Origin of the sequence: Synechocystis sp. PCC 7339 (genome assembly GCF_019924095.1) — a bacterium.
Lineage (GTDB): Bacteria > Cyanobacteriota > Cyanobacteriia > Cyanobacteriales > Microcystaceae > Synechocystis.
On sequence record NZ_CP063659.1, the window covers coordinates 3722037 to 3741266 of the forward strand.

The 19230-nt window shown below is 47.0% G+C and carries 13 protein-coding genes, 1 tRNA gene, 3 rRNA genes and 1 pseudogene; 8 read left to right on the top strand and 10 right to left on the bottom strand.

Annotated features, from left to right (window positions below):
* Nucleotides 1–7 precede the first annotated feature (7 nt).
* The gene (locus tag IQE94_RS17705) at nucleotides 8–427 is read right to left on the bottom strand and encodes a hypothetical protein (protein ID WP_370630491.1); all 420 of its coding nucleotides are present in this window, start codon (nucleotides 425–427) and stop codon (nucleotides 8–10) included.
* Nucleotides 428–497: 70 nt separating this feature from the next.
* The gene (locus tag IQE94_RS17710) at nucleotides 498–1736 is read right to left on the bottom strand and encodes an LL-diaminopimelate aminotransferase (protein WP_212719015.1); all 1239 of its coding nucleotides are present in this window, start codon (nucleotides 1734–1736) and stop codon (nucleotides 498–500) included.
* A gap of 142 nt (nucleotides 1737–1878) precedes the next feature.
* Between IQE94_RS17710 and IQE94_RS17715 the strand changes: the two genes are divergently transcribed.
* From IQE94_RS17715 to IQE94_RS17740, 6 genes are all read left to right on the top strand, one after another.
* On the top strand, nucleotides 1879–2496 hold the full coding sequence (locus tag IQE94_RS17715; protein ID WP_212719012.1) for a DedA family protein: 618 nt from the start codon (nucleotides 1879–1881) through the stop codon (nucleotides 2494–2496).
* Between the two features lie 131 nt (nucleotides 2497–2627).
* Nucleotides 2628–4139 carry a mechanosensitive ion channel domain-containing protein gene (locus tag IQE94_RS17720; protein ID WP_212719009.1) on the top strand — a complete coding sequence of 504 codons (1512 nt, stop codon included), beginning with the start codon at nucleotides 2628–2630 and terminating at the stop codon, nucleotides 4137–4139.
* 304 nt (nucleotides 4140–4443) lie between these two features.
* The gene (gene pruA / locus IQE94_RS17725; RefSeq protein ID WP_223342444.1) at nucleotides 4444–7416 is read left to right on the top strand and encodes an L-glutamate gamma-semialdehyde dehydrogenase; all 2973 of its coding nucleotides are present in this window, start codon (nucleotides 4444–4446) and stop codon (nucleotides 7414–7416) included.
* Nucleotides 7417–7516: 100 nt separating this feature from the next.
* Nucleotides 7517–7903 carry a hypothetical protein gene (locus tag IQE94_RS17730; RefSeq protein WP_212718954.1) on the top strand — a complete coding sequence of 129 codons (387 nt, stop codon included), beginning with the start codon at nucleotides 7517–7519 and terminating at the stop codon, nucleotides 7901–7903.
* A 153-nt stretch (nucleotides 7904–8056) separates the two neighbouring features.
* A complete protein-coding gene (locus tag IQE94_RS17735) occupies nucleotides 8057–8233 on the top strand; it encodes a hypothetical protein (protein WP_223342445.1) in 177 nt (58 codons plus the stop codon).
* A gap of 44 nt (nucleotides 8234–8277) precedes the next feature.
* The gene (locus IQE94_RS17740; protein ID WP_212718951.1) at nucleotides 8278–8496 is read left to right on the top strand and encodes a hypothetical protein; all 219 of its coding nucleotides are present in this window, start codon (nucleotides 8278–8280) and stop codon (nucleotides 8494–8496) included.
* 588 nt (nucleotides 8497–9084) lie between these two features.
* On the opposite strand, the gene IQE94_RS17745 is transcribed toward IQE94_RS17740, so the two are convergent.
* Complete coding sequence (locus IQE94_RS17745; RefSeq protein WP_212718937.1) at nucleotides 9085–10029, bottom strand: Sll0314/Alr1548 family TPR repeat-containing protein; 945 nt, start codon at nucleotides 10027–10029, stop codon at nucleotides 9085–9087.
* 171 nt (nucleotides 10030–10200) lie between these two features.
* On the opposite strand from IQE94_RS17745, the gene IQE94_RS17750 reads away from it, so the two are divergent.
* Nucleotides 10201–10833 (top strand): ABC transporter ATP-binding protein, encoded by a 633-nt coding sequence (locus IQE94_RS17750; protein ID WP_212718934.1) that lies wholly within the window; start codon nucleotides 10201–10203, stop codon nucleotides 10831–10833.
* A 99-nt stretch (nucleotides 10834–10932) separates the two neighbouring features.
* Here IQE94_RS17750 and rpsU read toward each other — a convergent pair whose 3' ends face one another.
* The 7 genes from rpsU to IQE94_RS17785 all read right to left on the bottom strand — a co-directional run bounded on the left by rpsU (nucleotide 10933) and on the right by IQE94_RS17785 (nucleotide 18254).
* Nucleotides 10933–11115, bottom strand: a complete 183-nt coding sequence (gene rpsU, locus IQE94_RS17755; protein ID WP_010873397.1) for a 30S ribosomal protein S21 — start codon at nucleotides 11113–11115, stop codon at nucleotides 10933–10935.
* A 250-nt stretch (nucleotides 11116–11365) separates the two neighbouring features.
* Nucleotides 11366–11483 (bottom strand): 5S ribosomal RNA (gene rrf / locus IQE94_RS17760).
* 70 nt (nucleotides 11484–11553) lie between these two features.
* Nucleotides 11554–14435 (bottom strand): 23S ribosomal RNA (locus IQE94_RS17765).
* A 250-nt stretch (nucleotides 14436–14685) separates the two neighbouring features.
* Nucleotides 14686–14759 (bottom strand) — tRNA-Ile (locus IQE94_RS17770).
* Between the two features lie 142 nt (nucleotides 14760–14901).
* Nucleotides 14902–16390: ribosomal RNA gene (locus IQE94_RS17775) — 16S ribosomal RNA — on the bottom strand.
* Together the 16S, 23S and 5S rRNA genes with 1 tRNA gene alongside form the textbook arrangement of a ribosomal RNA operon.
* Nucleotides 16391–16977: 587 nt before the next feature.
* Nucleotides 16978–18039: an RNA polymerase sigma factor RpoD gene (gene rpoD, locus IQE94_RS17780; protein WP_223343259.1), complete on the bottom strand. Its 1062-nt coding sequence runs from the start codon at nucleotides 18037–18039 to the stop codon at nucleotides 16978–16980.
* Complete coding sequence (locus IQE94_RS17785; RefSeq protein WP_223342446.1) at nucleotides 17973–18254, bottom strand: hypothetical protein; 282 nt, start codon at nucleotides 18252–18254, stop codon at nucleotides 17973–17975. The genes rpoD and IQE94_RS17785 overlap by 67 nt, the downstream gene beginning before the upstream one ends.
* Before the next feature lie 616 nt (nucleotides 18255–18870).
* Between IQE94_RS17785 and psaK the strand changes: the two are divergent.
* Nucleotides 18871–19147 (top strand): annotated as a pseudogene (gene psaK / locus IQE94_RS17790) (photosystem I reaction center subunit PsaK).
* Nucleotides 19148–19230: the final 83 nt, after the last annotated feature.

The window sequence follows — 19230 nt, forward strand, 5'->3', positions numbered from 1 at the left end:
TAACAAATCAGCGGGATGAGGACTTGGCCGCACCATTGGCATAATACTGGTTGGTGCTTTGCCCTAGCATCCAAGTGAGGGTAAACAGTCCAGCAAAGCCTTTAAAACTGTCGAAATAGGGCACCCAGATCCCGATCGCTAGTAGGATGACCCAGACTACAGAGGCTGTGATCACTGCGCCAATGGCCCCAAAAATATTACCGGCGATCGCCAATAGGTCTTGACCCCGGGGAAATTGCCAGACTTTCCCAATGTCCCGGCACATCTTCACCAGCAGAAATAACACCAGCAACAGCCGCAGGGAATAGTAACCGGCGATCGGCAATAGGGCTACTAGGCTAGTACCCAAAGCGTAGTCGAAAACTAAATCCCTGGCCTGCTTGGCCCGGTGCAGATTTTTTTGCCAAAGTTCGACGGATGACTGCACTGTATTCTCAGACCGGTAATGCCGACTGGTAAAGGCTTAGAGCTAACCGTTGGGCGGCTCCAGGGGGATTCTAACCCAATTTGAGGGTAGAGGTGATGCGCTCCATGGCTTCCTCTACGTTTTCCCGACTGTTAAAGGCGGAAATGCGGAAATAGCCTTCTCCGGCCGCTCCAAAACCAGAGCCAGGGGTACCCACCACATTCACCGTATGTAATAACTTGTCAAAAAAGTCCCAACTGCTCAGCCCATCGGGGGTTTTGACCCACACATAGGGAGCATTGACCCCACCATAGACCATCAAACCGGCGGCGGCTAATTTCTCCCGGATAATGCGAGCATTTTCTAAATAAAAGGCAATCAGTTCCTGTACCTGGGCTTGGCCTTCAGGAGAATAAACCGCTTCTGCCCCCTGTTGGATAATGTAGGAAACCCCATTAAATTTGGTGGATTGGCGGCGGTTCCAGAGTTTCCATAATTCCACGTCAGTGCCATCGGCGGCTTTGGCGGTTAAAGTTTTTGGTACCACAGTGAAAGCGCAACGGGTGCCGGTGAAACCAGCATTTTTGGAAAAGGAGCGAAACTCAATGGCACAGTTCCTGGCCCCTTCAATTTCATAGATGGAATGGGGCAAAGTGGGATCGGTAATAAATGCTTCGTAGGCTGCATCAAAAAAGATGATCGAACCATGGGCCAGGGCATAGTCTACCCACTCCTTTAAATAGGCTTTAGTGGCAGTGGCCCCGGTGGGGTTGTTGGGAAAACAAAGGTAAATTAAATCTACTTTTTGGCTCGGTATGGCCGCTATAAACTCATTTTCCGCCGAAATGGGCAGGTAAACCAGGCCACCGTATTCCCCTTTGTCGTTGGCATCGCCGGTGTGCCCCGCCATCACGTTGGTGTCCACATAGACGGGATAAACAGGATCGGTGACGGCAATGGTGTTGTCTTTGCCAAAAATATCGAGGATATTGCCGGTGTCACATTTGGAACCGTCGGAGATAAAAATTTCTTCGGCACTAACCTCACAGCCCCGGGCTTGGAAATCGTGCTGGGCAATTTTTTCCCGCAACCAAGCGTAACCCTGTTCCGGGCCATAGCCCTTAAAGGTTTGGCGATCGCCCATGTCGTCGATGGCTTTGGCCATGGCCTGGCGACAAGCAAGGGGCAGGGGTTCCGTCACATCCCCAATACCAAGTTTGATCACCTGGGCGTTAGGATTGGCATTGGTGAAAGCATTTACCCGCCGAGCAATTTCGGGGAACAGGTAACCGGCTTTGAGCTTGAGATAGTTGTCGTTGATACTGGCCATGGCTTGGTGATTAAAGGGCGATCGCCATTATAAAAGTTAACGTTCCCCCCGCTCTGCCCATTGACCCTATCCCTGCTAATGTATATCGCTCCATGAAGTAAATTTCTTATGCCATCTATCCTCCCATCCTTACTCAATATCTATGTCCCAGTGGATTACAGAATGGATTCCCCAAGTAATGAATCAGTTGGGCTATGTGGGAATCAGTCTTTTGATGTTTTTGGAAAATTTATTTCCCCCTATCCCTTCTGAATTGATCATGCCCTTAGCTGGTTTTGCCGCCGCCCAGGGTAAATTGGAATTATTTCCAACCATTATTGCTGGTGTTATCGGCACTATTCTAGGTTCCTATCCTTGGTACTACATAGGTAAATGGGTCAGTGAAGAAAGGCTAGAACAACTTGCCGACCGTTATGGTAAGTGGATTGGTCTAGATGCCAAAGATATTCACAAAGTCAACATTTGGTTTGGTCGCTATGGACGTCAATCAGTATTTTTGGGGCGTTTAGTGCCAGGCATCCGCACCATGGTCTCCTTACCGGCGGGGGTCAATGCCATGGGTTTGATTTCCTTTACTCTCTACAGCTTGGGGGGCATATCTCTGTGGGTAACCTTACTCGGTAGTTCTGGCTATAAGCTGGGAAATAACTATGACTTAGTGGAGCAATACTTGGAGCCAGTATCAAAAATTGTCCTGGTTAGTGTGGCCGCTATCATCGTGTTATCAATCGTCCGTAAACAGCTAGGTCGGAGGGCTTGATTTTTGGGCTCCAATTTCAGTGTCATCACCATGGTGAATTTCTTAGTTAATCATTCCCTTAGTCCACTGAACCCTAGGCTAGAATTGGGGCTTGGCCATATTTGATCATCCTGATCCTGGGAAAGCATACCGTGATCGCACAACTTAATCTACAAGCACCGGCCCCCCAGGCGATCGCCAATGGGATTGAACAAGGGCATTTACTAAAAATTTGGCTGGTGGAAACATTGAATGCTCCCATCTTCAAGCTGGGCACTGAGAGCATCACTTTATGGTGGATTATTCAGGCCTGTTTTCTGCTTTTATTGGTGGGAGTATTTGCTAAGACCACCAAACAATTCCTCAAAAAAATTCTACTGCTCAAACTTGGATTTAGTGAAGGTAACCGAGAAGTAATTGGCACATTAACCAGTTTAGGGGTAGCAGTATTAGGTTTTATCATCGTACTGCAAGGCATGGGTCTGGAATTGGCTAGCTTTGCTGTAATTATGGGGGGACTGGGGATTGGCATTGGTTTTGGTTTACAGGAATTGACCAGAAATTTAGTCAGCGGTCTAACAATTTTTGGCGAAAATAAACTTAAAGTTGGCGACTTAATTGAATTTAATAACCACATTGGCTATATCAAAGAAATTTCCATTCGGTCTACAGTAATCCGTACTTTTAGAGGTAGTGACCTGGTGGTACCCAACACCGATTTAACCAGCAACTTAGTAATTAACTGGAATTATGAAAATTGCAGTGGTCGCCTCGAAGTGCCAGTCAGTGTGGAATATGGCAGCGACTTAGTTTTAGTGACGGAAGTGCTATTAGAATCCGCCGCCATGGAAAAAAATATTGTCAGTGAGCCAGCACCAAAAGCAATTTTTCTTGGGTTTGGCGAAAATTCTCTTAATTTTGAACTCTGGGTTTGGACTGAAAGAATTGACCAAAGGTTTCTGATCTTTAGCTCCCTTAATCACATCATTCAATATAATTGTCGTCGCCGGGGAATTAATATGCCCTTTCCCCAAAGGGATCTATGGCTGAGAAATCCAGAAAGTATATCTCTAGCAGTTAGTAATCAAGAAAATACAGTTCCGATCCCTGGAGAAAAATTAGATAATTCTCCCACCCTCACCCAGCTATTGAAGAAAAACTTCTGCTTTCAGAAACTCAATAATCTTGAAATTAGAAATGTGATTGAAATGGGGAAACGATGGCATTTATCGGCGGGAGAAATCTTAGTTAAACAAAATCAGTACCATAGCTATTTTTGTGTCGTTCTCACCGGGGCAATAAATGCCATTTATGAAAATGAAAAAATTAGCAATCGTATATTTACCTTCAAACAAGGAGAATTCTTTGGTGAGTTACCATTGATGTTAGAGGTTCCCTATCCCACTACCATGATCGCCGCTGAAGAGTCCACTCTTTTCTTAATTGGTAAAGATTGTTTCCACAAACTTTTATCCACCCACCCTGAACTATCGGATCGAGTAGCAGAGGAATTAAGCAAACGCCAGGATACCCTCCAGGGATATGAACAAAAACTTAAAGAAATGGGACTACTGGTTGAGGAGGATTTGAAAAACCCGGTGGAATGGATTAGACAAAGAATCAACAAAATTTTTGACGTTAGTCAGAAGTCTTTATCTCGTTAGCTCCAGGTTATCGCAGGCATTGTTCTTCCAAAAATTCAAGTAAGTAAACTTATCCCAGTCACTTTCTTGTTCTTCTATTTTATTAATCCCTAGACCTGAGGTTGTTACCATGGGAATTAGATTATCAGAAAAGATGTCGTTTTTCATTATATCGAAACTATTGAGTGATTAATTGTTTAATCACTAGGCCAACAGAGTCTGTGCAAAATCTGCAAAGCTTAATGCAGTCATTATGGAGACTGGTAACTACGGTAAGATCAGAACTTGAAAGTACCTCACCCTAATGATCGTCCACAGACAAGCCATGGTTGCACAAATCGAGTCACAACAACAGTATGAACAGGCTACCCAGGCGATCGCCAAGGAACTATTAGCCCAGACCAGGGAGAAACGATCACTATGGGACAAAATTGGGGATAATCTGCGGCTCGATGATAAATTGCTGGATTGGACCATGGGCCATCCCGGCTTACGGGTGCAACTGTTCAAATTTATTGACTGTCTCCCCGCTTTGCAAAGTAATAGCGAGATTGCCAACCACCTCCAGCAATATATGGGCGAAGAGGAGGTGGAGTTACCGGAGGCGTTGAAAAAACTGTTGAACTTTGCCGATGCCCACTCTACTCCTGCCCAGATTGCCGCAGGGACGGTGAGTAAGGCCACGGAGCAATTGGCCTTTAAATACATTGCCGGGGAAACGATCGCCCAGGTGATTAAAACAGTGGAACGGCTCCGCAAGGAAAAAATGGGCTTCACCATTGACCTGTTGGGGGAAGCGGTGATTACGGAATCGGAAGCGGCGGAATATTGGCAAAATTATTTAGACTTAATGGCCCAGTTATCCCAGCAGGCCAAGTCTTGGTCGAAGGTGGCCCAAATTGATGAGGCGGACGGGGAAATGTTGCCCCAGGTGCAGGTATCGGTAAAGCTAACGGCCTTTTATTCCCAATTTGATCCCCTCGACCCCGCAGGCAGTAAAGCCAAAGTTTGTCAGCGGATTCGGGCACTGTTGCGAAAAGCCCAGGAATTAGGCGTCGCTGTCCACTTTGATATGGAACAGTACCACTACAAAGATCTGATTTTAAATATTCTTAAGGAGTTGTTGATAGAAGAAGAGTTCCGTTCCCGCACTGACATTGGCATCACCATGCAGGCCTATCTGCGGGATTCTGCGGCGGATCTAGAAGGATTGATTCCCTGGGCCAAACATCGGGGTTATCCGGTCACTGTGCGCTTAGTGAAAGGGGCCTATTGGGATCAGGAAACCATTAAAGCTCAACAAAACCATTGGCAAATTCCCGTTTATGTGGAAAAAGCCCAGACCGATGCCAATTATGAGCGGATGACTCGCTTATTGTTGGAAAATCACGAGTATTTATACGCCGCCATTGGTAGCCATAACGTGCGTTCCCAAGCCCTGGCCTGTGCGATCGCCGAACAATTAAATATTCCCAAACGACGCTATGAAATGCAGATCCTCTACGGCATGGGGGAACCTTTGGCCCGGGCGATCGTGAAACGGGGTCATCGGGTGCGGGTCTATGCCCCCTACGGTAAGCTACTGCCGGGCATGGCGTACTTGATCCGACGATTGCTGGAAAATACGGCCAACAGTTCTTTTCTGCGCCAAAACCTCGAAGAGCGGCCCATCGAAGAATTGATTGCCCCGCCCCAAATTAAAGGCATTAATGACCTACCCACCAAGGGTTATCCCAACGCCCCCGATATGGATTACGCTGATGCTGACCTGCGCCAAAAAGCATTCCAATCCCTAACCCGGGTTAAACAACAATTGGGCAAAACCTATCTGCCCTACATCAATGGCAAGTATGTAGAGACAGAAACCTATATTGATTCCGTTAATCCCTGCCGACCATCCCAGGTAATTGGCAAAGTAGGGTTGATCAGTGTTGACCAAGCAGACCATGCCCTAGAAATGGCTAAAGCGGCTTTTCCTGCCTGGAAGAAAACTCCGGTACGGGAACGGTGTGGCATTCTTCGTAAAGCGGCGGACATTATGGAAGAGCGTCGCCATGAATTGAATGCCTGGATTTGTCTGGAAGTGGGCAAAATTATTCCCCAAGCCGATGCGGAAGTTTCCGAGGCGATCGATTTTTGTCGTTACTATGCCGATGAAATGGAACGGCTAGATCAGGGCGTTAACCTCGATATTCCGGGGGAAACCAACCGTTATTTCTACCAACCCCGGGGTATTGCCCTAGTGATTTCTCCCTGGAATTTTCCCATGGCGATCGCCGTAGGCATGACAGTAGCAGCTTTGGTGACGGGCAATTGTACTTTGCTTAAACCGGCGGAAACTTCCACGGTAATTGCGGCCAAAATTGCCGAAATCCTCATTGAAGCGGGGGTTCCCCCTGGGGTCTTCCAGTATGTACCCGGTAAGGGCTCGGTGGTGGGTTCCCACATGGTCAACCATCCCGACGTGCATTTGATTGCTTTCACCGGCTCCAGGGAAGTGGGTTGTCGCATTTATGCCGATGCCGCTTTAGTACAACCGGGGCAAAAACACCTCAAACGGGTAATCGCCGAAATGGGGGGTAAAAACGCCATCATCGTCGATGAAAGTGCGGATCTAGATCAAGCGGTGGCCGGGGCAGTCTATTCCGCCTTTGGTTACACCGGGCAAAAGTGTTCCGCCTGTTCCCGGGTGGTGGTGCTTTCCCCCGTCCATGATGCCTTTGTGGAGCGGTTTGTGGAAGCGACCCGTTCCCTCAATGTAGGCCCCACCGATGACCCCAGCACCCAGGTGGGCCCAGTGATTGATGCCAAAGCCCAAGCCCGCATTAAGGAATACATCGAACAGGGCAAGGCGGAATGTGAATTGGCGATCGCCTGTGATGCTCCTAGTGAAGGCTATTTTGTCGGCCCGACGGTGTTTAAAAATGTAGAACGCCATGCCACCATTGCCCAGGAAGAAATTTTCGGCCCGGTGGTGGCAATTATCCGGGCGGTCAATTTCGACGAAGCTTTGGAAATTGCCAATGGCACCGACTACGCTTTAACGGGGGGTCTCTATTCCCGTACCCCTGACCACATTAACCGAGCCGCCGCTGAGTTTGAAGTGGGTAATCTTTACATCAACCGCACCATTACCGGGGCGCTCGTTTCCCGCCAACCGTTTGGGGGCTTCAAAATGTCTGGGGTAGGTTCTAAAGCCGGTGGCCCAGATTATTTATTACAGTTCTTGGAACCCCGCCATGTAACAGAAAATATTCAACGCCAAGGTTTTGCACCGATTGAAGGGGCGGATCAGTAAATTAACCTGAGATAGGGGGAATTAATAACAGTTCCCTCCACTAGATTTTGGAATAACCTAGTAAAAAGTCAAATTTACTTTATTATTTGCGCGTTTCATAATGTCTAAATTAAGTCAACTTGACCGAGTTGTAATGTTCTTAAGAGAATACCCAAATAAACAGTTTTCTGCAAAACAAATTGCACAAGAAATTATCAAAAGATATTCTGATGATTATGAAGAAAAACGCCAAAATACCAGATATACTGATGATATTGATGATACGGAGCTAATAAAACAAGTCGCGGCAGAGATTGGAGCTTATGTTGCGAAAGGAGAGCTACTCAAAAGAGAAATTCGTATTTGTTGGCGTAATAAACCTAAACCCAGAATATTTTGGTTTGACCCAGAAAAACGTCTCAAGACTGAAAAAGATGAATTCAATAAAACTACAGCTATTGAAGAAAAAGACAGTAGTGATATTTTTATTTCTCAAGTTAGCTTATAAAACAAAACGTTAACAGAAGAAGATTTATATCCATTGCTAATTAATTATTTAAGATCAACTATTGGATTGTATTGTTTGAGGATTAATGAAAAACGATCAAAAAATAGTTTGGGATCTGGTGCAAATAAATGGTTACATCCTGACATTGTTGCGATGGAAACTAAAGATACAGACTGGCATGAATCAATTAGGGAATGTGTAAAACATGGGGCAGGAAGGCGGGTTCGTTTATGGTCTTTTGAAGTTAAAAAGAAACTCAATATGGGTAATGTCAGGGAGTATTTTTTCAGGCAGTCAGCAATTCCACATGGGCAAATGAAGGTTACTTAATAACGGCTGAGATTTCAGATAGCAATGTTGAATATGAATTAAGGATGTTATCATCACTTCATGGTATTGGAGTTATTCTTTTAGATCCTGAAAATCCATCTGAAAGTGAAATATTTTTACCCGCTAAGCCACGTCTTGAAGTGGATTGGGAATCAGTCAATCGAATTGTTAGTGAAAATCAAGATTTTAATGAATATATAGACAAAGTTAGTATTTATTATCAGACAGGGAAAATAAACAATCTTGGCTGGAATAAAATTTAAAACTAGTGTTTTGTGTTTGCATGGGTTTGCAAGTGATAGTATCTCTATTTAGCAGAATGAGCTAAATTTACATAGAATTAAAACAAGTTTAATGAAGTTCCTGACCATTAGACACAAGGAACAGATACTGAAAACCTAATCGAAAACTTACGGTAGATTCCATGAAGAAGTGGTAGAATGAGCGACAAACAGCAGTAGATTTTTATCGAAAGATAAAATGCATGCTCTATCAATGGATATCAGGGAGAGAATAGTCAAGATCCATGAGAGCTGATTTCATAAGTATACTGAGATCATGCAATGATAAGGCTTTCAGTGTTTGTTATGGCAAGAGCTACAAATACTCCAAACACTTACTAGATAAAGGTTTGAGCACTCTTAAGATTTTCTTTAGAAATCAGATCTGAAGGTGGTCAAACCTCAATTAGAAAAGTAGCAGAGCAGTTTCAAGTGAGCAAAACAACCGTTTAGGATTTGCTTAAATTAAAAAAAGAAAGGGGACAAGTTTGTCCAACAGCTCCTAGTGGTGGTAAAACTAGTCAGCCTATTGGAAAAAAGGAATTACACTACACAATCGCCTCTCCTCTTTTAGAACTCCTTAAGACTAGGATTTTGGGCTAATTTTTGAATTTCATCTACCACTGCATTATTTTCATGGTTAAGTTGAACCACCAATGCCCGGGATAGTTGATCCTGCTTTTCTAAGGCCAGTGCGTAGTATTGCTGGGCCTGTTGAAGTTTGCCTAAATCCATACTGCGGCGGCCCTCATTACGTAAAAACTGCCCTTTTAAGTATTGCAATTCAGGGTTATCTGGAGTTATGGTCAAAGCCCGGTCAATATTAGCCATGGCAAGGTCGTACTTTTCCAAATCTCGATAGGTGGTGGCTAGGGCGCGGTAACGGAGATAATCAGGTGCCGCATACTGCTCAAAGCGGCTAATCACCTGTTCCGATTGGCTGAAGGGGGTATAACGGGATAAAAATAGATCCAAGTAACCCCGCAAAAGATTAAGTTCTGGATCGTTGGGATTAATGGCGGAGGCTTTGTCTAGATGCTCGAATACCGTACCTGTTTTGCCTACGGCTTGTAAGTAACTACCCTTTTTAAGCAGATAACTACCCTCTAGAAAATGACCCACAGCAATGTATAAGTTACCCCGTAAAGGATCGCTGGGGGCCAAGCGCTGGGCCGACTCTAGGGTTTGCTGGGCATATTTCCTCATTCCCTCCATATCATTGGCGTCGTAGGCAAAGGAAGCCTGCATGGCATAAACCAGTGGTTCATTGGGTTCGGATTGAAGAGCTACAGCTAAAATTTCTTCTGCCCCTCGATAATTCCCATCGCGAAAAATTGCTTCAAAGGCAGCTTCTGTTTGGTTGCCAATGTTATGGGGATTGCTGGGGCGAAAGGGATCCCCGGCCCAAGCAGTACCACCAACTATCAGGACCCCTAATAGCGATTGGGTAAAGACTTGAGCCCAACGATTACGAATCAAATTCATCGGAGTAAAACGGGTGAGGGAAGCCAACATAGTCGAGTGTATCTACAAAGAGAACAGGAAGGAGCAATGGCGAAGCCAAGAAAATTAGGCCAATCAAGCTAAAATTCTAGGAAATTGTGATTGCCATAATATCTAGCTTTTGGCGGAACTGGCAGGGCAAACTATGATCTGCCAGGGACATTGCGTTTCAATTTTATCCATATGCTGTGTTTAAACGACGTTTGCTACCATCCGCCCGCCGCCTTGCATCCCATTCTAAAAGATATCAATTTAGAATTAGCTCCCCAACAACTCGGTTTGATAATTGGCCCTAGTGGCTCTGGTAAAACTACTCTGTTAGAAATTCTTTCTGGTCTAGCGGAACCGACCGGCGGCCATATCCGTTGGCAAACCCAGGAGTTAACTCCTCTGCACCTCCAGCAGCTATGTGGTTTAGTGTTTCAGTTTCCGGAACGTCATTTCTGCGGTGGCACATTGCTAGAGGAATTGCGCTTGGGGCATCCGGAAGTTGCCCGCAGCCGTATTGCAGAAACTCTCCAAGAGGTTGGCCTAGGTCACTGCCCTTGGAATTTGTCGCCCCAGGCCCTTAGTGGCGGTCAGCAAAGACGACTGTCCTTAGCAGTGCAATTAATTCGTCAACCTAATATTCTTCTCCTCGACGAACCAACCGCTGGCTTAGATTGGTCGATGCGTCAACAATTGGTCAGTCTACTGACTAAATTAAAGGGTCATTGGGGACTCCTGGTTGTGACCCACGATCCAGGCGAACTAACAGCGATCGCCGATCAATGTTGGCGTTTAGAGAAAGGACGCTTAACTCCCCAAGTTTCCTGAAATAGAAGAAGAAAAATAAAAACTCCCTCGGTTATATGAAAAACCGAAGAAGTTACTAGAAGATGAAAGTATATTTCTAATCTCAGTATCGACAACTAACTAACGACGGCGGGAACGCTGTCTTCTGCGGGTTGCTTCCTTGCGTTTATGTTTTTCCTGCGGCGTTTCAAAAAATTGATGCTTTTTGAAATCTGTATAGATGCCAGCTTTAGCAACTTGGCGCTTAAAGCGGCGTAGCGCGGATTCAATGGGTTCGTTTTGACCTACAACAACTTGAGTCATCTGAGAGTTTTAAACCTCCTGGGTTAACAACAAAAGGGGGCTAGGGGAATAACTAGCTGAGAATTTCTACAAAGCCAAATTAGACTTCTAGCAATTCTATCATTCCCCTCGTTGACAATTTTCCTCGGTTCACGCCAGAGAACTAATTGCCATCATCACTAAAAAACTAAAAATAGAATCTTAAATCTAAGTTTAAGATGACCAAAGGCCCCCCAAGTAAAATGGAGAGCCTTAAATCAAAGAAAGAGGAACTTGGCATCGGACTATTGTGCCGTGGGGCAACCCCCAGAGTATCGTCGCCGCTATCACATTTCACAGCCGAGTGCGGGATGGGATCGGAGTGGTTCCATGACGCTAAAGACACCAAGAAAGATTGTTGGGTTTAGCTGAGAAGAGACCCAGAAGACTGCACAAGAAAAAAGAAAGAGAAAGAAGAAAAAGGTCAAGCCCTCGGTCTATTAGTACTCCTCGACTTCATCCATTACTGAACTTCCATCTAGAGCCTATCAACGGGTAGTCTTCCCGTGACCTTACTGGCTTAACACCATGAGAGTACTCATCTTGAGGTGGGCTTCCCACTTAGATGCTTTCAGCGGTTATCCACTCCGCACTTGGCTACCCTGCGTTTACCGTTGGCACGATAACAGGTACACCAGAGGTGCGTACTTCCCGGTCCTCTCGTACTAAGGAAGTCTCCTCTCAATACTCTTACGCCTACACCGGATATGGACCGAACTGTCTCACGACGTTCTGAACCCAGCTCACGTACCGCTTTAATGGGCGAACAGCCCAACCCTTGGGACGTACTACCGCCCCAGGTTGCGATGAGCCGACATCGAGGTGCCAAACCTCCGCGTCGATGTGAACTCTTGGCGGAGATCAGCCTGTTATCCCTAGAGTAACTTTTATCCGTTGAGCGACGGCCCTTCCACTCAGTGCCGTCGGATCACTAAAGCCGACTTTCGTCCCTGTTTGACTTGTCAGTCTCACAGTCAAGCTTCCTTCTGCTTTTACACTCTTCGGCTGATTTCCAACCAGCCTGAGGAAACCTTTGCGCGCCTCCGTTACCTTTTAGGAGGCGACCGCCCCAGTCAAACTGCCCACCTGAAATTGTCCTTCTCCCGGATAACGGGAACAAGTTAGAATTCTAGCCTCACCAGAGTGGTATCTCACCGTTGACTCCATTACTCCCACAAGAGCAACTTCATAGTCTCCCACCTATCCTGCGCAAGCAAAGCCCGAACCCAATTCCAAGCTACAGTAAAGCTTCATAGGGTCTTTCTGTCCAGGTGCAGGGAGTCCGTATCTTCACAGACAATCCTATTTCGCCGAGCCTCTCTCCGAGACAGTGCCCAGATCGTTACGCCTTTCGTGCGGGTCGGAACTTACCCGACAAGGAATTTCGCTACCTTAGGACCGTTATAGTTACGGCCGCCGTTCACCGGGGCTTCAGTCGCTAGCTTCGGATTACTCCTAACCAACTTCCTTAACCTTCCGGCACTGGGCAGGCGTCAGCCCCCATACTGCGTCTTACGACTTTGCGGAGACCTGTGTTTTTGGTAAACAGTCGCCTGGGCCTATTCACTGCGACCTCCATTGCTGGAGGCACCCCTTCTCCCGAAGTTACGGGGTAATTTTGCCGAGTTCCTTAGAGAGAGTTACCTCGCGCCCCTTAGTATTCTCTACCTTCCTACCTGTGTCGGTTTCGGGTACAGGTGACTATAAATTAACGTGGTTCGGGCTTTTCTAGGAAGCTTGACATCATGCACTTCGTCTCCGTAGAGACTCCCCATCACACCTCCGCTCAAGACGTTTTCTCCGTCTCTCATCGCCTCGAATGCTTGGACTGGTAACCAACTTCCAGCTGCACTAGCCTTCTCCGTCCCCCGCCACAATTTATAATCAGTACCGGAATATTGACCGGTTGTCCATCGACTACGCTTCTCAGCCTCGCCTTAGGTCCTGACTAACCCTCCGCGGACGAGCCTTCCGGAGGAACCCTTAGGATTTCGGGGTATGGGATTCTCACCCATATTTTCGCTACTCAAGCCGACATTCTCACTTCTGTACTGTCCACACCTGCTTGCCGCTAGTGCTTCACCCTATACAGAACGCTCCCCTACCACTCATATCTGAGTCCACAGCTTCGGTACATCACTTAGCCCCGTTCATTTTCGGCGCAGGAGCGCTTGACCAGTGAGCTATTACGCACTCTTTTAAGGATTGCTGCTTCTAGGCAAACCTCCTGGTTGTCAATGCACTCCCACCTCCTTTCTCACTTAGTGATGATTTGGGGACCTTAGCTGGTGGTCTGGGCTGTTTCCCTTTCGACGATGAAGCTTATCCCCCACCGTCTTACTGGTCGTTTCTTCTTGGGTATTCTGAGTTTGCCTCACTTTGGTACAGCTCTCGCCGCCCGCAGCGAAACAGTGCTTTACCCCCCAAGTTGACTTTACAACCGCTGCGCCTAAACACATTTCGGGGAGAACCAGCTAGCTCCGGGTTCGATTGGCATTTCACCCCTAACCACAGCTCATCCGCTAATTTTTCAACATTAGTCGGTTCGGACCTCCACTTAGTGTTACCTAAGCTTCATCCTGGCCATGGTTAGATCACCCGGGTTCGGGTCTACAAATTGTGACTAACGCCCTATTCAGGCTCGCTTTCACTTTGGCTTCGGTGCAACACACCTTAACCTGCCACAACCTGTAAGTCGCCGGCTCATTCTTCAACAGGCACACGGTCACTCGTTTAATCGAGCTCCCATTGCTTGTAGGCTAACGGTTTCATGTTCTATTTCACTCCCCTCAACGGGGTTCTTTTCACCTTTCCCTCGCGGTACTTTACGCTATCGGTCACACAGTAGTATTTAGCCTTACCAGGTGGTCCTGGCGGATTCAATCGGAATTCCACGAGCTCCGACCTACTCGGGATTCAGCTAGGCTGCTTCGATTTTCGACTACAGGACTTTCACCTCCTCTGGTGCAGTTTTCAGCTGCTTCGTCTAATCTACTCAGTCCACGTTGCTGTCCCACGACCCCAATCTCCGAAGACATTGGTTTAGGCTGTTCCCCGTTCGCTCGCCGCTACTTAGAGAATCACTTTTGTTTTCTTTTCCTCTAGCTACTAAGATGTTTCAGTTCACTAGGTTCGCTCTCTCCCGCCTATTTTATTCAGCGGGTAGTTCACTTGGGTTGCCCCATTCGGACACCTCCGGATCAATGCTTGTTTCCAGCTCCCCGAAGCGTTTCGTCGGTAACCACGTCCTTCTTCGCCTCTGTGTGCCAAGGTATCCACCGTTAGCCCTTTGTAGCTTGACCTTATTAAGATCTTCTTTTGCTAACTAGGATTATCTTTTCTCTTACCTTTACCATTTTTCAATCTTCCACTCAGCCAAAAGCATCGTAGTTAATCTAGAAATGGTTAGGAAGAGCAAGATTTTCCCTGCTTTCTCTTTTCTTTATGCAGTTTTCAAGGTTCTTACTGGACTTACATCCAGCATTCCCTCTGACTCTCATCAGACAGGATGCTGAAGGGTTTATCCTTCTTTTTGGCTTGTTTTTGGTTAGGTGGGCCATTCTGGACTTGAACCAGAGACCTCACCCTTATCAGGGGTGCGCTCTAACCAGCTGAGCTAATAGCCCTTGCCTTTTACCTCGCCTAGGCAATAGTTTGAAAGACTTCCACTCTTCAACCTTTCGGCTAATCCCTTGCTCGACCTTTTGGTTGACCAACTTCTCTCTATTTGCACTTTGCTTTCAAGATGAAGGGGTAAAGGTCTCCCTTAAAGGAGGTGATCCAGCCACACCTTCCGGTACGGCTACCTTGTTACGACTTCACCCCAGTCACTAGCCCTGCCTTCGGCGCCCTCCTCCCTAAGGTTAGAGTAACGACTTCGGGCGTGACCAGCTCCCATGGTGTGACGGGCGGTGTGTACAAGGCCCGGGAACGAATTCACCGCAGTATTCTGACCTGCGATTACTAGCGATTCCTCCTTCATGCAGGCGAGTTGCAGCCTGCAATCTGAACTGAGGCCGGGTTTGATGGGATTCGCTTACTCTCGCGAGCTCGCTGCCCGTTGTCCCGACCATTGTAGTACGTGTGTAGCCCAAGGCGTAAGGGGCATGATGACTTGACGTCATCCCCACCTTCCTCCGGTTTGTCACCGGCAGTCTCTCTAGAGTGCCCAACTTAATGATGGCAACTAAAAACGAGGGTTGCGCTCGTTGCGGGACTTAACCCAACATCTCACGACACGAGCTGACGACAGCCATGCACCACCTGTCTCCTGGCTCCCTAAGGCACTCCCACGTTTCCGCAGGATTCCAGGGATGTCAAGCCTTGGTAAGGTTCTTCGCGTTGCATCGAATTAAACCACATACTCCACCGCTTGTGCGGGCCCCCGTCAATTCCTTTGAGTTTCACACTTGCGTGCGTACTCCCCAGGCGGGATACTTAACGCGTTAGCTTCGGCACGGCTCGGGTCGATACAAGCCACGCCTAGTATCCATCGTTTACGGCTAGGACTACAGGGGTATCTAATCCCTTTCGCTACCCTAGCTTTCGTCCCTCAGTGTCAGTTTCAGCCCAGTAGCACGCTTTCGCCACCGATGTTCTTCCCAATATCTACGCATTTCACCGCTACACTGGGAATTCCTGCTACCCCTACTGTACTCTAGTCTCTCAGTTTCCACCGCTCTTATGGAGTTAAGCTCCATTCTTTAACAGCAGACTTGAAAAACCACCTACGGACGCTTTACGCCCAATAATTCCGGATAACGCTTGCATCCTCCGTATTACCGCGGCTGCTGGCACGGAGTTAGCCGATGCTTATTCATCAGGTACCGTCAGAACTTCTTCCCTGATAAAAGAGGTTTACAATCCAAGGACCTTCCTCCCTCACGCGGTATTGCTCCGTCAGGCTTTCGCCCATTGCGGAAAATTCCCCACTGCTGCCTCCCGTAGGAGTCTGGGCCGTGTCTCAGTCCCAGTGTGGCTGCTCATCCTCTCAGACCAGCTACTGATCGTTGCCATGGTAGGCTCTTACCCCACCATCTAGCTAATCAGACGCGAGCCCATCTTCAGACGATAAATCTTTCACCTCTCGGCACATTGGGTATTAGCAGTCGTTTCCAACTGTTGTCCCCATTCTGAAGGTAGGTTCTCACGTGTTACTCACCCGTCCGCCACTAGAATCCGAAGATTCCCGTTCGACTTGCATGTGTTAGGCATACCGCCAGCGTTCATCCTGAGCCAGGATCAAACTCTCCATTGTGTTAAAAATAACCAATTTATAAGTTTCGGCTCTTTTCTATTGCTATTTCACCCGACTTGAGTTACACTCTTTGTCAAGTAGAAACAGACTTTGGTTTGTTAATTGAATTAACAAGGGTCTGGTTTCTGTCTCTCAAACTATTTCTTTGTCTAGGTTCGGGGCGCTTTCGAGTCGCTTTCGCTCTCAACCGCGCATTTATCAATATACTCACCTCCACAAGAAAAGTCAACACTTTTTCCAAATCTTTTTTCCCAACTCCTCACAACTCCCTCTCCACAAGCCTTTCAACTACAAGAAAACTTCTCCAGTAGTGGCTTTTTTCCTCCCAGGGCACTTTTTACCCGATTCAGGCAACATACTCTCTTTCTCCCATGACCTTCTCCATCAGATAATGGGGGCATTGTTTCTAATCACCCTGTTCATAGGTTCTTATCTAGTGGATTAGCGGGGCTTTGACATTGGCAGCAACCAACATCCTTAAGGGAGATTGAAATGTCCCTTAGAAAGCAAAAAGCGCTGTCCTGATGGTGTCAAGACAACGCTGGGGCTATATAGCTATATATCACTGGACAAATGGACAAAGAGCGTTAACGGATATATTCCTTGAGGATACTGTTGCGGTTGGGATGGCGTAGTTTCCGCAGGGCTTTGGCTTCGATCTGACGAATGCGCTCCCGGGTGACGTTAAAGATTTGCCCAATTTCTTCTAGGGTTTTCATGCGGCCGTCATCGAGGCCGTAGCGCAGGCGCAGTACGTCCCGCTCCCGGGGGCTGAGGGTATCCAGAACATTTTCCAGGTCTTCCCGCAGTAGGTTCTTGGAAACTTCATCTTCGGGCGTTTCGCCGTCAGCTTCGATGAAGTCCCCTAGGCGGGAGTCTTCTTCTTTACCAATGGGGGTTTCCAGGGAGATGGGGAGTTGGGCTGATTTGGCAATGAAGCGTAGTTTTTCGATGGTCATCTCCATTTTTTCGGCGATTTCTTCCTCAGTGGGTTTACGTCGCATTTCCTGGGAGAGAAGTTTGGTGGTCTTTTTAATGCGGGAGATGGTTTCGTAGAGGTGGACCGGGAGACGGATGGTGCGGGATTGGTCGGCGATCGCCCGGGTAATGGCTTGGCGAATCCACCAGGTGGCATAGGTGGAGAATTTGTAACCCTTTTCGTGGTCAAATTTTTCGGCGGCTCGGATTAAACCGAGGGAGCCTTCCTGAATTAGATCTTGGAATGATAGACCCCGGTTCATATATTTTTTGGCAATGGATACCACCAGCCGTAGGTTGGATTGCACCATTTTGTCCTTGGCCCGGCGATCGAGAAAGAGACGACGACGGAAGGCGGCAAAATTTTTGTTAGGCTGTTGGCTCCACTCATTTTCCAGACTGATTTCATTGTCTGGATTGGCAAGGTAGCTTTCTATATCTTTCTTCTTCGGATCTTTTTTCTTAGCGGTGATTAGACGCTCTTTCGTTGTTTCCAGCTTCCAAACCTGTTTACCCCACTCCAATTCCGAAGGTTGACGCTCTAATTGCTGGGCCAAGCTCTCCAAAACAGATTCAAGTTCAAGCAAATCAGCAATTTGGCGGGCTAGTTCAATTTCTTCCTCGGCTCTGAGCAGACGAATGCGGCCAATTTCCTGGAGGTAGATGCGGATGGAGTCTTCGGTATAGGGTTTCTTTTAACCGCGTCCTTACGAATTTTGCGGACTTTTTTCTCCTTCCCTTCGGTAGCGGCAACTTCCTGTTCTAAATCCTCGACGTCAACATCATCGTCGTCAATATCATCAGTGTTAATGTATTGGCTTAGTTCTATTTCTTGGTCTAGTTCAGGGGATTCAGCTTTGGTGAGTGGCTCTTTCGTCTGGGTCATGCCGTTTTCCTCGTTAACTCCTAAGTCGTGTACAAAATTAGATGGTCAGTCAAAGTTGAGGCCACCCCTAGGCGTTGCTAGATGATGTGCACTCGGTCAGTCTATTGATTCAGGGTTCTCTAACTTCTTCTTGGGGAAAAAACAGAATGCAAGGATTCAGGCGTAAGAGTGTTAGAGAAGGCTAGTCAGCGGTAGAGCTTGATGAATCAGTGAAAAAAGACTTCATTGATTGTAGCCTCGATAACAAAAAAATGGGACTCAATTGTGGTCTGACCACAACTTTTTTTCACATTGCTTGTTAGCGGGGGCGAGAAGGTTGAAAGTCATTGCCGATGATTGACCTAAATAGGGTTGGGGCTTCTGCCTCAACGGAATTTTCTGCATGATAGTCGCTTTTTTGATCTTTTTTTGTAATTGGTGTGGAGAATTTTGCCTAGTCAAGCTTTCATTACTAATTTGTGGACTGGGGAGACATTGATCGCCAAAAAGTTAACGGGGTCGATGGCAGCGATCGCCCAGTAATGGGGCCAGTCAGGGAGGGGGATTGCCCCTGAATCGGCTAGAATACCTCAAAGAAAATCAAGTCTTTGAAATTATCTTTGGAGAACCTTTATCAATGTTTAATACTGCTTTACTTTTAGCCCAGGCTGGTCCTACCACCGCTGGTTGGAGTCTTTCGGTAGGCATTATCATGTGCCTTTGTAATGTGTTTGCTTTTGTAATTGGTTACTTTGCGATTCAGAAAACCGGCAAGGGTAAGGATCTGGCACTGCCTCAATTGGCATCGAAAAAAAACCTTTGGGTTGCCGGGAGTTGCTGGCTACCATGAGTTTTTGGTCACATTCTGGGAGCCGGTATGGTGTTGGGTTCTGGCCAGCAGTGGCATTCTTTAGAAAAAGATCAAGCATCAATATTTTGTGTGGAGGCATTGACCACGGTGTTCTGCTGGGGCTTTGCCAAAATTTTTCTGGAATTT

Bases quoted from the DNA above. Each gene is read 5' to 3' on its own strand.
- IQE94_RS17710 (WP_212719015.1), bottom strand. From the start codon at position 1,736: ATGGCCAGTATCAACGACAACTATCTCAAGCTCAAAGCCGGTTACCTG.
- IQE94_RS17715 (WP_212719012.1), top strand. From the start codon at position 1,879: ATGTCCCAGTGGATTACAGAATGGATTCCCCAAGTAATGAATCAGTTG.
- pruA (WP_223342444.1), top strand. From the start codon at position 4,444: ATGGTTGCACAAATCGAGTCACAACAACAGTATGAACAGGCTACCCAG.
- IQE94_RS17730 (WP_212718954.1), top strand. From the start codon at position 7,517: ATGTCTAAATTAAGTCAACTTGACCGAGTTGTAATGTTCTTAAGAGAA.
- IQE94_RS17735 (WP_223342445.1), top strand. From the start codon at position 8,057: ATGGAAACTAAAGATACAGACTGGCATGAATCAATTAGGGAATGTGTA.
- IQE94_RS17740 (WP_212718951.1), top strand. From the start codon at position 8,278: ATGTTATCATCACTTCATGGTATTGGAGTTATTCTTTTAGATCCTGAA.
- IQE94_RS17745 (WP_212718937.1), bottom strand. From the start codon at position 10,029: ATGTTGGCTTCCCTCACCCGTTTTACTCCGATGAATTTGATTCGTAAT.
- IQE94_RS17750 (WP_212718934.1), top strand. From the start codon at position 10,201: ATGCTGTGTTTAAACGACGTTTGCTACCATCCGCCCGCCGCCTTGCAT.
- rpsU (WP_010873397.1), bottom strand. From the start codon at position 11,115: ATGACTCAAGTTGTTGTAGGTCAAAACGAACCCATTGAATCCGCGCTA.
- IQE94_RS17785 (WP_223342446.1), bottom strand. From the start codon at position 18,254: ATGACCCAGACGAAAGAGCCACTCACCAAAGCTGAATCCCCTGAACTA.